Here is a 13,719-nt window from a genome sequence, read left to right on the forward strand (position 1 = left end):
ACAGCAAAAGCGAAGCGGAAAGACAAGAACACCGGACGGCGAGTGAAAGTTCAGCTAGGTGTAGCTCTGACACTCAGATTAGTTGTGGTTCGCCTTACCGATACTCACGGTAAATTTATCGGACGCTGGACGCTGCTCACAAACGTTAGCAACGAGCTCACCAGCGCGGAAGTCGCTCGCTGGTATTACTGGCGCTGGGGTATTGAATCCTTTTTTAAGCTGCTGAAAGGTGCCTACCATGATGTAGAAAAATGGCTTCAGCGCAGTGCTGGTGCCTAGCATGGCATGTGTGCTGGTATGGCGGCTGCAACGCGCTGAAGGAGACGACAATGCGGCAGCCCGTCAGTTAATTTGCCGATTATCTGGACGACAACAAAAACGAGGGCGTAAAGAAAGCGCCCCAGCGCTGCTTGCCGGACTATCCATCCTGCTAAATACCTTGACCTTATTAGCAGACTATACCCCGGAAAAACTTGCCCACTTCGCGATGGTGGTTTTTAACCCTTTATGATGTGTAGATACCTATGTCCTTGGGGAAAGGTCCTGGAAGGGGGGGAGCCCGTTTGTCATGATTTTCCACAACCTCGACGGCTTTGTTGAATAAACATATTTTATGCTGCACCCCGGTGAAACGACAGATCCTCGCAACGCAAAATCATGCAGTTAGGCCTCATAAGAAAACTGTAAACCTGAGGTGACAAGCATTTTCTACCAAAACTGGCTTGGCAAAACAGCATGACTCACTATTATTCAACAAAGCCAACCTCGACAGTAATGCCGTGGCAACCATTCTCAACATTGTGGTGTTGACAGCGGCATTATCAGTCTACAACAGCTGCGTGTACTGTAACAGCCGTATGCTTTACGGCCTTGCCAAGCAAGGTAATGGCCCGAAAGCGCTGTTAACCGTCGATAGACGCGGTGTACCCGTTGTTGCCATTGGTATATCTGCCGCCGCCACTGCGCTGTGCGTTCTGATCAATTACCTGATTCCGGGCAAAGCGTTCGAACTCCTGATGGCATTGGTGGTGTCTGCACGGGTGATAAACTGGGCCATGATCAGCTTGGCGCGCCTGAAATTCCGCAAAGCCAAAGAGTAGGAAGGCGTGCAGACTAAATTCAAAGCGCTGCTCTATCCGCTGGGCAATTATATAGCCAACCGACATTATTTTGATAACAGCCAGCTATGCTTTTTTGCAGCATATCAGGGTATCTGTTGTAATCATTTTTAAGTCTGTTGGCTATATTTGCCTGCTGTTTCTGGCCTGCATTTTAGTGATCATGTTAATCACTCTAGGGATTCAGATTTCCGTTCTGCTGATTCCCGTATGGTTGGTCGTGCTTGGCATCAGTTATGCCATGAAACAGAAAAAACAACGGGTCGCAACCACCCGATAAGTAATATGAAAACGGCCCTCCCTCCACCGTTATTCCCGCGAAAGCGGGAATCTCTTGCCGAAGATTTTCGCAGAGATCCCTAGCTTTCGCCGAGGATGACGAGGGGGGAGGTGACTTTACCATCAGAGTAAAACGGACTGTTTTGAAGGGGTTGTGAATATGACTGGCAGCACATCAATAGGTATTGTTGCAATCAAAAGCACAGAGTAAGAGGCTTTGTTGAATAAATAGATTTTATGCTGGCAGCCCAGTGAAACGACGGATCCTCGCAACGTAAAATCATGCAGTTAGGGCTCATGAGAAAAGTGTACACCTGAGGTGACAAGCATTTTCAACCAAAACTGGCATGGAAAAACAGCATGATTACCTATTATTCAACAAAGCTAGGGTAAGACTGTACTTTAGTACATCTGGTATTAATAAATTAAAAGAATTATGGTTAGAGTGTAAGAATGAGGGAATAGAGTCAAAAAAAATGATCCTCCAGAAGAGGATCATACGCCAAATTGGCCAACACCAGGGAAAAATTTTGCATATTATTGCGAACAACAGATATGTTGTCAATCGTTGTCCATGCTCAGTAAAACCAATTAGAAATTTAGATACACTCCATTTACTTTTAAAAGTAGCAAAAAAATTTCATATTCAACAGTTTCACCATGAAATAATACCCATCTAAATATTCACATTCCATAGAAATCCTTTCTTTTTATAGACATACTTCACAGCAGGGTAACGTCTACGTATTCAGCCAAAAGCATTCCGTTTAATCCCCGTAACAACATGTTCTCATGTCTATGATATAGATTATCAAGAATTTTATTCAGCAATGTGCTTTGTTGAATAATAGTGAGTCATGCTGTTTTTCAAGCCAGTTTTGGTTGAAAATGCTTGTCACCTCAGGTGTACACTTTTCTCATGAGCCCTAACTGCATGATTTTACGTTTCGAGGATCTGTCGTTTCACAGGGGGTGCAGCATAAAATATGTTTATTCAACAAAGCCTCAGCAATGGAGAAAATACATGCCAAATGTTTTCTGCAATAATACTGAAACTAACGTTTCAATCAGAAACCATTTAGAAAAAGAATTAGGCGAAGATAATTGCATCAGCTTTGCTTATGCGATATAGCCAACCGACTTAAAAATGATTACAGCCAATGCCCTGATATGTGTCAAAAAAATACAGCTAATTGTTATCAAAATAATGTCGATTGGCTATAATGAATAAAAAAAGATCCAACTGAGTTTGCAGTAATATCAAACAAGACAGCGTGGTTTTCATTCTATACCCAATAAACCTCAAGATGCAGGTTTGAGCACCTGAAAACAATCGTGAATTCTGGACGTCAGCGAGTCCGCTATTTCTGGTAGCGTATTGGTGAAAAAATTGAATATTGCATCCCGAAAATCGCGGGTGTTTTCAAAATAGCGATTATTCCGTGTATGCTCATTCATCACTTTCCACAGGCGTTCTATCGCGTTCAGATTCGGACTGTAAGGCGGTAAATAGTGAAGCTCTATGTTCACGACAAAGGCCCAATCCTTAATCAATTGGGTTCGGTGATAACCCGCACCGTCCAGTATTACATGGATTCTCTGTCGGTAATCAGGGTAACGTTTGCGTATCTCAATGAAAAAACGAGCAATGTTGTAGTCATTAATTGTTTTGTAATCCTGAATAACCGTACCGCCGATATCGCTCAGATTCAGCGCACCCAGTATATTCAGACGGGTTCGACTTCCCGTTGTTTTAACTGACTTTTTATGCCCTTTTCGTATCCATCCATAACTGAGCTTTGTGGCTTGTGTCGGATGAACCACATCGATAAACAGAATCGGCTTATTGCCGGCTGTTTTCTTTAAATTCTCATAATATTCAATGAAATGCTTCTGATTTTCTTCACTGAATTTATGGGGGACGCCCGCCGGTTTTTTGTAGGAGAAACCATGACGGTGCAACCACTTGTTCATGCCGGGAATACTGAATCGGATAGCCCAGCGATGTTCGACATAAGCCACGATGTCGTGGGTATGATGGAAGAGATGTTGAGATAACTAGCTGATTAAGAGCGCAGTCTTTTCAGCACAAAGCCGACTTGCAGACCCACCGTTTTCAGGTTTAAGTTTGCGAGTGTTGACGTAATCGTTGATATGTTGGTTTACCGTCGTTTCGTGCAGACGCAGAGCTTGCGCAATCATCGCAGAGCTCCAGCCTTCGGAGGCCACCAGGACGGCTTTGATGCGATCACAAACACGCTTATCACGACTGGTGTCATGAAGGTGTTCGAGTTCGGCTTTTTGCTTGTCGGTAATAAATATCTTCATAGTGGGTGAGCATGATCTTCTTACCGCGTAAAATCAAGCATCTTCAATGATCACGGGTATATCAATAATATAATTAAACAAGGCGATTTAAAATTTAAAAAACTACTTTTTGTATGGTTATTTGGGCGTTGTTTGGCGCTCGTTTGCTGATACTTATCCACGATCCGTCGCGAGAAGTTTTTTCATGTAGCGTAACTAGGCTGTGTCCCTTAATTGCGTAACCGGCGGTAAAACAAGCGGATGCAGCCCAGTTTTACCATTGCTATAGCCAAGCGACATTATTTTGATAACAATTAGCTGTATTTTTTTGACACATATCAGGGCATTGGCTGTAATCATTTTTAAGTCGTTTGGCTATAATATCCGTGCGCTCAAATGTGCGGCTGGCGCTCAAAAAAACATCTCGATATTACCAACGATAATAGCCTGGGTCGCTCACGAGGTGGTTATGGCACCAAAATCCACACGGCGACTGACGGAAGCGGCATCCCGCTAAACATCGTACTGAGTGCTGGGCAGGGTCACAAAAGCCTGTTTGCGTTACGACTCATGGACGGAATTGGCGTGCAACGCCAGAACGGCAGCATGAAGCGTCGTGGCCATGCAGTACTGGCTGACAAAACCTACTCTGGGAATGCACTACGTAACGAGTTGAAAAAAAGAGGGATGAAAACGGTTATTCCCCGAAAATCAAATGAAAAACTGGCTTCAGATGGACGCTCGCAACTTGATCGTGATGCTTATCGCCGTCGCAACGTTGTGGAAAGGTGTTTTGGCCGTTTAAAGGAATATCGACGGATCGCCACACGTTATGAAAAAATGGCAAGAAACTATCTAGCAATGGTGAAACTGGGCTGCATCCGCTTGTTTTACCGCCGGTTACGCAATTAAGGGACACAGCCTAGTGTCGCCATGACACAGCCATGCTCACTCAGGGCAACCTGATCGAATCCAAGCGTTATCAGTTCCTGCTGCAAGGCGAGCGCCAACTTGAGTTGACCCTCCGTGCTCGGCACATGCCTTACGCCCGGCTTAGACTGCGTATCAAAAGTGACATAATTTAAAAACCGATCGAGTAATTTTTCCATATTTCAGCCCCCTGAACCCTGATGGATATTATGCTGATGGCTTTCCCGGCAAATATTGCGTCAGGTCAGTTTTTACCATCTTAGCCAGCGAATGCATCAAAACCGCCTTTTGCGGACGGACAAATCATTGGATTCATAAAACCAGGGCGTTACGCTGCTATTTTGTTCGCGCCACGGTCGCATTTTTTTAACGTCAACAGCACATAATAATTACAACTTTTTATCTCAGCACTCATGGGGTACACCGGAATCGCTAATCTCATGATTAACGGGCTTTCTTCGTTGCAAGAGTACGCGTATAAGTTGGCGTACACTGGGGTTTCCCGTAGAATGCCCCCCTAACGACGCTATGTAGCCAACCGACTTAAAAATGATTACAGCCAATGCCCTGATATGTGGCAAAAAAATACAGCTAATTGTTATCAAAATAATGTCGCTTGGCTATACACGCAAAGGTGATAACCTTGGTCATGCAGCGCTTTACATACTATGCATGCACCAACGATGGAAACTGAGCCAGACCACCATGAATGAAAACCTTTCTTCCGCATCCGTGCCGGTTGTTGAACTGCGCGATGTACGTAAAGGATTTGATGGCAAAGACATCATCTCCCATTTCGATCTCACCATTAATCACGGTGAGTTCTTGACCATTCTTGGCCCTTCCGGCTGTGGAAAAACCACGGTACTGCGTTTGATTGCCGGATTGGAAAATGTCGATAACGGTGCCATTTTACTTGAGCAGCAGGACATTACCCATCAGCCCGCCGAACAGCGCTACGTCAACACGGTATTTCAGAGCTATGCGCTATTTCCCCATCTTAGCGTGTTTGACAATGTCGCCTTCGGGTTGAAAATGCAGAAAACACCGTCTGCCGAGATCGCACCTCGCGTCATGGACGCCTTGAAAATGGTTCAGTTGGACGAGTTTTCAACGCGTCGCCCGCATCAACTGTCTGGTGGGCAGCAACAGCGTGTCGCTATTGCCCGTGCCGTGGTGAACAAGCCCAAGGTATTATTGCTGGATGAATCGCTTTCCGCTCTGGATTACAAACTGCGTAAGCAAATGCAAAATGAACTGAAAGCACTGCAACGTAAGCTGGGTATTACCTTCATCTTTGTTACGCACGATCAGGAAGAAGCGCTCACCATGTCAGACCGCATCGTGGTGATGCGCGACGGCAAAATTGAACAAGACGGTACACCACGAGAAATCTACGAAGAACCCTGTAATCTGTTCGTTGCCAGTTTTATTGGTGAAATCAACATTTTTGATGCTACCGTGATCGCCTCCGAACAGGGGAGTCGCGTTCAGTCTATGGTTGAAGGCCGCGTCTGCCCTATCACTGTCAATTTTCCGGTGAGCACTGGGCAATCATTAAAAGTCCTGCTGCGCCCCGAAGATTTGCGCGTAGAGGAAATTAATGACGACAGTGCAGTCGAAGGCATGATCGGTTATGTGCGTGAACGCAACTACAAGGGCATGACGCTTGACTCCACCATTGAGCTGGAGAACGGAAAAATGGTGATGGTCAGCGAGTTCTTCAATGAAGATGACCCCGATGTCGATCACTCACTCAACCAAAAGGTGGCTATCACCTGGGTAGAGAGCTGGGAGGTCGTGCTGCACGATGAAGCCACCGCGTAAACGTTTTCAAAACATCATCATTACCATCATCGTTGCTTGGCTGATGCTGTTTGTGTTCATTCCTAACCTGATGATCATTGGCACCAGCTTTTTGACGCGCGATGATGCCGACTTGATCACTATGGTGTTCACGCTGGAAAACTATACGCGGCTGAGCGATCCCCTGTACGCTTCGGTGCTGCTGCATTCGTTAAATATGGCGGTCATCGCTACGTTATGTTGCCTGCTGATTGGCTACCCTTTTGCCTTCATCATGGCGCGGCTACCGGAAAAAATACGACCGCTGCTACTGTTCCTACTGATTGTCCCGTTCTGGACCAACTCGTTGATTCGTACCTACGGATTGAAAATTTTCCTGAGCACACGAGGCTACCTAAACGAGTTTCTGTTATGGACTGGGATTATCGACGATCCGCTGCGCATTATGTACACCTCACAGGCGGTGGTGTTAGGTCTGGTCTATATCCTGCTGCCGTTCATGGTGTTGCCACTCTACTCCAGCATTGAAAAACTCGACAACGCGTATCTGGAAGCGGCACAGGATCTGGGGGCCAACAAGTGGCAGTCGTTCATCCGCATTGTGATCCCGCTGACCATGCCCGGCATTATTGCGGGCTGCCTGCTGGTACTGCTGCCTGCGATGGGGCTATTTTTCGTGGCTGACCTGATGGGAGGTGCGAAAAACCTGCTAATTGGCAACGTGATAAAGAGCCAATTCCTGAATATTCGCGATTGGCCCTTTGGCGCGGCCACCAGCATTTGTCTGACGTTGGTTATGGGCCTGATGCTGTTTGTGTACTACCGCGCAGCCCGTTTATTGAATAAAAAGGTGGATCTGGAATGATGGGACGTTTATTGCGCGGCGGCTTTATGAGCCTGATCTACGCCTATCTGTATATTCCGATCCTGATTCTGATTGTGAATTCATTTAATCAGGCGCGTTTTGGCATTAACTGGCAAGGATTTACCCTTGAGTGGTATCGCCTGCTGTTAAACAACGACAGCCTGCTCCAGGCTGCCAGCCATTCACTGACGATGGCGGTATTTTCCGCCACGTTTGCCACGGCGATCGGCTCGCTCACCGCCGTGGCACTTTACCGTTATCACTTTCGCGGTAAGCCCTTTGTCAGCGGCATGCTGTTTGTGGTGATGATGTCGCCAGATATCGTCATGGCTATCTCCCTGCTGGTACTGTCTATGCTGCTCGGGATTTCGCTCGGATTCTGGTCGCTGCTGTTTTCGCACATTACGTTCTGCCTGCCGTTTGTCGTGGTCACGGTGTATTCGCGTTTGAAAGGGTTTGATATTCGAATGCTGGAAGCCGCTCGAGATTTAGGGGCCAGTGAAATCATCATACTACGCAAGATTATTCTGCCCCTTGCGATGCCTGCCGTTGCCGCCGGTTGGTTGCTGAGCTTTACCCTGTCCATGGATGATGTGGTGGTATCATCCTTTGTCACGGGTCCTTCTTATGAAATCTTGCCGCTGAAAATCTATTCCATGGTCAAAGTGGGTGTTTCACCCGAAGTCAACGCGCTGGCCACCATTTTGCTGTTGTTATCGTTACTGCTGGTGCTTAGCAGTCAGTTAATACTGCGGGATCGCACCAAAAAATCATCATTCCAACCTTTGGGACGTTAAGGAGGTTTATTGTGAAAAAATTGCCCTACCTGCTGGCCGCGTGCGCCATGGCGCTCAGCCTGAATGCCGCCAATGCGAAGGATAACAAGACGATCTATTTCTATAACTGGACAGAGTATGTCCCCCCCGGTTTGCTGGAACAGTTCACCAAGGAAACGGGCATCAAGGTGATTTACTCCACCTACGAATCCAACGAAAGCATGTATGCCAAGCTGAAGACCTATCAGGATGGTACTTATGATTTGGTGGTGCCTTCGACCTATTTCGTGTCCAAAATGAGCAAAGAAGGGATGCTGCAAAAGATTGATACCAGCAAACTGAGCAATTTCCACAATCTTGATCCTAGTCTGCTGCACAAATCCTTCGACCCGAACAACGAATACTCCATTCCCTACATCTGGGGAGCCACCGCTATCGGCATCAACCGTGATGCCATCGACCCGGCAACAGTGACCGGCTGGGGTGATTTTTGGGATGCAAAGTATAAGGGCAGTCTGTTGCTGACCGACGATGCCCGTGAAGTGTTCCAGATTGCATTACGCAAACTCGGCTACTCGGCTAATACCACCGATCCGAAAGAGATAGAAGCTGCATATAACGAATTAAAGACGCTGATGCCGAACGTGCTGGCCTTTAACTCCGATAACCCCGGGAATCCGTTTATCGAAGGTGAAGTCAATCTGGGTATGATCTGGAACGGCTCTGCTTACATTGCCCGCCAGTCAGGAACAACGCTCAACGTTATCTGGCCAAAAGAAGGTGGCATTTTCTGGATGGACAGTTTGGCAATCCCCGCCAACGCCAAGAACAAAGAGGGTGCCATGAAGCTCATCGACTTCTTGTTGCGCCCGGATGTGGCAGCAAAGGTTGCTGAAACCATCGGTTACCCGACGCCCAATCTGGCAGCGAAAAAATTACTGCCTGCTGAGGTGGCAAATGACAAGACCCTCTACCCTGATGAAGAAACCATTCAGAAAGGGGAATGGCAAAATGATGTTGGTAGCGCCAGCACGCTGTATGAAAACTATTTTCAACAGCTGAAAGTCGGCCGTTAATGCGCAAGAGCTAGCCGCATAGCGCGGCTAGCCCTTTATGATAAATCGTTACCCTACCCACTCGTAGTAAAACCGCAGCCCTTTCTCGCAGGAACAGCAGCCACTACAACCGCCACTGGCATTTTCGTGACTGCTAATTTTTCCCTTCTGGACCCAGATAGCTATCATGCCTTCAACCACACCGGTTTCTACATGGAAGCGTTGGCTGATCTCTTGCAACGAAACGCGTTGTCTTTGCCTCACGAAATTGCGCAGTTCAATCAGTGTCATTTCGTCCTCCGGATTCGTACGGCCATGGGTTTACGCTGCACGCACCACCTCAGATTGCTGCCTCAGATTGCCATTGCGGCGCAGGAAAAATACGGTAATCGCCCACACTGCCAGCACAGCACCAATGGCAGAGGCAGAATAAAGGGGATGGTTAGCAAACCGCCCCGCTTGATACACCAGTACCGCAGCGCCATAGCCCAGCTCTATCGTCCACACAAAACAGAACAACGCCCATGCAGTGCCCACTTCGCGCCAGATAGCTGACAATGCTGCGACGCAAGGCACATACAGCAAAACCATCAGCAAGTAGGCCACCGCGCCTAAGCGGCCATCGAACAGGTGCGCAATGATATCCAGCGATGAGACGGAAAATTCATTCTGTTCCGCTACGGCGGCGGTATCGCTTAAATCGCCAACATTGATGCCCAGCGGATCGAGGAGCTCTCCACCAAGTTTGGCAAAATTATCTGGAATGGTTGCCAGTGCGGCAACAACGCTTTCGCCCAGATTAAACGGTGCGTCCTCTTCCTGCTCACCTGATTGCCTATCAGCCATCGCGCCATACAGTGAATCCAGTGTACCCACCACCGCTTCTTTGGCAAAAATACCGGTAAAAACACCGACAGCAGCAGGCCAGTTTTCTGCTTTTATCCCCATCGGCGCGAACACCGGAACAATTTTCTGACCGATGGAAGAAAGCACTGATTTATCACTGTCCTGATTACCAAACGAACCGTCGGTCCCCATGGAATTGAAAAAGCTGAGCACGGTAACGACCACGACAATCAGTTTGCCTGCACGCAGAATAAAACCCTTAAGCCGATCCCAAGTACGAATTAGCACGCTGCGCAGTCCTGGCAAATGGTATGGCGGGATCTCCATGACGAACGCAGAGGCATCGCCTTGTAACGCAGTATTTTTCAGCATAAAGCCAGTGGCGATAGCGGCAAAAATACCCACCAGATAAAGTCCGAACACCAAGTTTTGCCCACCACTGGTGAACAATGCCGTCGCAAACAGCACATAGACAGGTAAACGCGCTCCGCACGACATAAAGGGGGCCATCATCACCGTAACGATGCGATCGCTGTGCTTTTCCATGGTACGCGTGGCCATAACAGAGGGCACATTACAACCAAAGCCGACAATCAAGGGCACGAACGCTTTCCCTGGAAGCCCAATGCTGCGCATGAAGCGGTCCATAACAAACGCCGCGCGCGCCATGTACCCGGAATCTTCAAGATAGGAGAGGAACAGATAGAGGCAACCGATAACCGGAACAAAGGTGGAAACCGTTTGAATCCCTCCACCAATGCCATCAGCCACCAGCGTCGCCAGCCACTCAGGCGTGCCAATAGCGCGCAGCAGCGTTCCTGACCCATCCACCAGCAGCGCGCCGACAAACTGATCGAAAAAGTCGATAAACGCACTCCCCACCTTGATGGTGAAGATAAACATCAGGTACATTACCAGCAGGAAGATCGGAATACCGAAAAAGCGATTCAGAACCACACGGTCAATTTTATCAGTGAGCGTCGCAGAGACATTGCTGCGGCGAATCACCACCTGATTGGCGATGGAGGAGACAAACTGATAACGTCCATCGGCAAGGAAGATATCCAGTTCATCGTCATAGGTTTCTGTAAGCGTGGCAACCTGTGCATCCATCTCTGTCAACAAGGGTGCCGGTATGCGAGTGCGAACCGTAGTATCCCCTTCCAGCAATTGCAGCGCTAACCAATACGGATGGGTTACGTTTGGAATGTCCGCTAAACGCAACGCCATTTGCACCGCGGCATTTTTCAGCGGCGCATCGTAAGGCACTTCAACGTTGGGTGAACGAATGTCCGCCAGCGCGGACAGGCACACCTGGCGCAACACATCCATCCCTTTGTTTTGGCTGGCGGTGATGGGGATAACGGGGCAACCTAGCCGGTTTTGCAGAGCGGCAATATCGATCTCCAGCTTGCGCGAAGAGGCGATATCCATCATGTTCACCGCAACGATCATGGGCACATTCATGTCCAGCAACTGCGCCGTCAGATACAGGTTGCGCTCAAGATTGGCCGCATCAAGAATATTTAGCACCAAATGTGCTTCGCCGGAGAGGATATAATCGCGCGCGACGCGCTCATCCTCCGCGCTTTCCGAAGCCGGATTGAGCGAGTAGACGCCGGGAAGATCGACCAGCGTGAAGCGTTGACCTTTGTAGAGGCACTGACCGACCTTTTTCTCGACGGTGACCCCTGGCCAATTCCCCACCGTTTGTTTTCCCCCTGTCAGCAGGTTGAACAGGGTGGTTTTGCCACAATTGGGGTTGCCAACAACACCAATGACGGGATGAGTGACCATAACGGTTCCTTACTCAAACGAGCTATTATCAGGCAGGCATGCCTTGCAATCCACATACCTAGCAAATACAGATCCTGAAAATCAGCACGGTTCCAGGATCAATATTTGTGCTTCACTCTTGCGCACGCTGATAGCAGCGCCACGCAAACGCAATTCGATAGGATCGCCCAACGGCGCTACCCGAGTGACCGTGAAGATCACCCCCGGTGTCACCCCTAACGCCAGCAAGCGCTTACGGTAATCCGTTGATCCTTTTTGATAACCTTGCACACGCCAAGAACTGCCTACGGGAAATACGGCCTCTGTCATGAATACCACTCCTCGTTGAATTAATGCCACCCTGTTGCTGCCTGATGGCATCAACCTTGGGTAACCTGCGGTGCCACCCAAACCTGCTTGCCCATATCCCAATTAATCGCGATACGACCGTCGCCCGCAACCAGCATCAACGGCTGGTTTACTTCACGCTGAATAACCCGAATCTCACCCCCGACACGAATACCTAACTCCAGTAAACGTTGGTGGTACTCACCGCTGAGGCGAATTCGCGCAACCACTGCGCTGATATTGAGGGGAATATCAAGAAGAGTGTGTAGACCTAGCGTCATAGTTGGGCTCTCAAAGAGAAACCGCAGAATCCTTGAGTGAATTCACGCGGTATAATGGCTGTAACTACTCAGAAAACAAACAAAACTAATAACGATTATCAATTATAAATGCACAGGTATAAGTCTACTTGATTTATATCAAACAAAAATTAAATATCGCTCATTCCTGCTTCAATGGTGAATAAAAGCATCAGAAAACGCTAAAAAAAATCTATGCTCACCCCCGTTTTTGCAACACAGATTTTGATTTATGATGGGCTTGCGTAAATCTATTCGGCGTCTGGTGGGCATTTAATGCCCGCGCCACGATGAGTTCCGCACCTGCCGAACCTTAAAAAGCCCTCGGCTTCATAGAGCCATTTTTTATGTCAGGTTCATCAGCAGGCCGATATGCCGTTCATGTCATCAATTATCTGTCGTCGCAAAACCAGAAAGTAATCTGTTATAGCCAAGCGACATTATTTTGATAACAATTAGCTGTATTTTTTTCCACATATCAGGGCATTGGCTGTAATCATTTTTAAGTCGGTTGGCTATAACTCAGTGAGCCAGCGATTTTTTTCGGTGGCTCTTTTATTTGCTGAACGCCGCCTGATGGACTGTCACCGCCCAGGCTATCCGCGCAAGTTTGTTCGCCAGCGCACACGCCACCACATTCGAGTGATGGCTGACAAGCTGCTTTTTAACCCACTCTGCCAGACGCCCTGGGTTGTGTTCCAGCCGCTGCATAAACACCCGCGCGCATTGCACCAGCCGCCGTCGCAGATTCTTGTCACCCCGCTTGCTGATGCCCATCAGTGTCGTCTTCCCATCCGTGCTGTACTGGCGGGGAACCAGCCCTGTCGAAGCCGCAAAATCACGGCTGCTGGCATGGTTTTTACCATCCCCCAGGGGGGTGGCTAACAGGCTCGCTGTTATCGGCCCGACGCCGGGAATGGTCAGCAGGCGTTGGGCAGTTTCATCCTCCGCAAGGTGGGTTTTCAGTTCCTTATCGATTTCATCAATTTCCCCGTTGAGGTAAATATACTGGCTGTGAAGTCTGCTCAGAACCCTTGCCAAATAAAGTGGGAAGACATTTTCTTCCAGCACCGCGGCCAGACGCCGTATCACGGCAATACCGCGAGGCAGACTGACACCGAACTCCAGTAAAAAAGCGTGCATCTGGTTGGTGGTTTTAACGCGTTGCCGTATCAGCGAGCCACGGACCCGATGTAGGGCAGCCATTGCCTGCTGGTCTTCCGTGCGGGGTTTTACAAAGCGTATGGAGGGCCGGGAAGCTGCTTCGCAGATAGCTTCTGCATCAACAAAATCGTTCTTGTTACTCTTGGCTTT

At 48.4% G+C, this 13,719-nt stretch carries 12 protein-coding genes and 5 pseudogenes; 9 read left to right on the top strand and 8 right to left on the bottom strand.

Going from position 1 to position 13,719, the window contains the following annotated elements:
• Nucleotides 1-42: 42 nt before the first annotated feature.
• The 4 genes and pseudogenes from ACD630_RS02715 (at nt 43) to ACD630_RS02730 (ending at nt 2,077) form a co-directional block, all read left to right on the top strand.
• Nucleotides 43-279, top strand: a complete 237-nt coding sequence (locus ACD630_RS02715; RefSeq protein WP_430358038.1) for a hypothetical protein — start codon at nt 43-45, stop codon at nt 277-279.
• Nucleotide 280: 1 nt separating this feature from the next.
• Nucleotides 281-511: a hypothetical protein gene (locus ACD630_RS02720; RefSeq protein WP_430358039.1), complete on the top strand. Its 231-nt coding sequence runs from the start codon at nt 281-283 to the stop codon at nt 509-511.
• A gap of 253 nt (nt 512-764) precedes the next feature.
• Nucleotides 765-1,398, top strand: a pseudogene (locus tag ACD630_RS02725) (amino acid permease); the annotation flags it as partial.
• Between the two features lie 346 nt (nt 1,399-1,744).
• Nucleotides 1,745-2,077, top strand: a complete 333-nt coding sequence (locus tag ACD630_RS02730; RefSeq protein WP_430358040.1) for a hypothetical protein — start codon at nt 1,745-1,747, stop codon at nt 2,075-2,077.
• Nucleotides 2,078-2,699: 622 nt separating this feature from the next.
• On the opposite strand, the pseudogene ACD630_RS02735 reads toward ACD630_RS02730, so the two are convergent.
• A pseudogene (locus tag ACD630_RS02735) lies at nt 2,700-3,725 on the bottom strand (IS630 family transposase).
• 195 nt (nt 3,726-3,920) lie between these two features.
• Nucleotides 3,921-4,064 carry a hypothetical protein gene (locus ACD630_RS02740; RefSeq protein WP_430358041.1) on the bottom strand — a complete coding sequence of 48 codons (144 nt, stop codon included), beginning with the start codon at nt 4,062-4,064 and terminating at the stop codon, nt 3,921-3,923.
• Between the two features lie 13 nt (nt 4,065-4,077).
• Between ACD630_RS02740 and ACD630_RS02745 the strand changes: the two are divergent.
• A pseudogene (locus tag ACD630_RS02745) lies at nt 4,078-4,616 on the top strand (IS5 family transposase); the annotation flags it as partial.
• A gap of 11 nt (nt 4,617-4,627) precedes the next feature.
• Here ACD630_RS02745 and ACD630_RS02750 read toward each other — a convergent pair.
• Nucleotides 4,628-4,813: pseudogene (locus ACD630_RS02750) on the bottom strand (peptidase T); the annotation flags it as partial.
• A gap of 526 nt (nt 4,814-5,339) precedes the next feature.
• Here ACD630_RS02750 and potA point away from each other — a divergent pair.
• From potA to potD, 4 genes are read left to right on the top strand one after another with little or no spacing between them, the layout of a single operon-like run.
• Nucleotides 5,340-6,461, top strand: a complete 1,122-nt coding sequence (gene potA / locus ACD630_RS02755; protein ID WP_430359864.1) for a spermidine/putrescine ABC transporter ATP-binding protein PotA — start codon at nt 5,340-5,342, stop codon at nt 6,459-6,461.
• Nucleotides 6,445-7,305, top strand: a complete 861-nt coding sequence (gene potB, locus ACD630_RS02760; protein ID WP_430358042.1) for a spermidine/putrescine ABC transporter permease PotB — start codon at nt 6,445-6,447, stop codon at nt 7,303-7,305. The genes potA and potB overlap by 17 nt, the downstream gene beginning before the upstream one ends.
• The gene (gene potC, locus ACD630_RS02765) at nt 7,302-8,102 is read left to right on the top strand and encodes a spermidine/putrescine ABC transporter permease PotC (RefSeq protein ID WP_430358043.1); all 801 of its coding nucleotides are present in this window, start codon (nt 7,302-7,304) and stop codon (nt 8,100-8,102) included. Before potB ends, potC begins: the two co-directional genes overlap by 4 nt.
• Nucleotides 8,103-8,113: 11 nt before the next feature.
• Nucleotides 8,114-9,157 carry a spermidine/putrescine ABC transporter substrate-binding protein PotD gene (gene potD, locus ACD630_RS02770; RefSeq protein ID WP_430358044.1) on the top strand — a complete coding sequence of 348 codons (1,044 nt, stop codon included), beginning with the start codon at nt 8,114-8,116 and terminating at the stop codon, nt 9,155-9,157.
• 48 nt (nt 9,158-9,205) lie between these two features.
• Here potD and ACD630_RS02775 read toward each other — a convergent pair whose 3' ends face one another.
• The 5 genes and pseudogenes from ACD630_RS02775 to ACD630_RS02795 all read right to left on the bottom strand — a co-directional run.
• Nucleotides 9,206-9,427, bottom strand: coding sequence for a FeoC-like transcriptional regulator (locus tag ACD630_RS02775; protein WP_430358045.1), 222 nt, complete (start codon nt 9,425-9,427; stop codon nt 9,206-9,208).
• Nucleotides 9,428-9,457: 30 nt separating this feature from the next.
• The gene (feoB, locus tag ACD630_RS02780) at nt 9,458-11,779 is read right to left on the bottom strand and encodes a Fe(2+) transporter permease subunit FeoB (RefSeq protein WP_430358046.1); all 2,322 of its coding nucleotides are present in this window, start codon (nt 11,777-11,779) and stop codon (nt 9,458-9,460) included.
• 81 nt (nt 11,780-11,860) lie between these two features.
• Complete coding sequence (locus ACD630_RS02785; RefSeq protein ID WP_430358047.1) at nt 11,861-12,118, bottom strand: FeoA family protein; 258 nt, start codon at nt 12,116-12,118, stop codon at nt 11,861-11,863.
• Nucleotides 12,119-12,138: 20 nt separating this feature from the next.
• On the bottom strand, nt 12,139-12,387 hold the full coding sequence (locus ACD630_RS02790) for a FeoA family protein (RefSeq protein ID WP_430358048.1): 249 nt from the start codon (nt 12,385-12,387) through the stop codon (nt 12,139-12,141).
• A 573-nt stretch (nt 12,388-12,960) separates the two neighbouring features.
• Nucleotides 12,961-13,713, bottom strand: a pseudogene (locus tag ACD630_RS02795) (IS110 family transposase); the annotation flags it as partial.
• Between the last annotated feature and the right edge of the window lie 6 nt (nt 13,714-13,719).

The organism is Symbiopectobacterium sp. RP, assembly GCF_050472005.1.
Taxonomy (GTDB): domain Bacteria; phylum Pseudomonadota; class Gammaproteobacteria; order Enterobacterales; family Enterobacteriaceae; genus Symbiopectobacterium.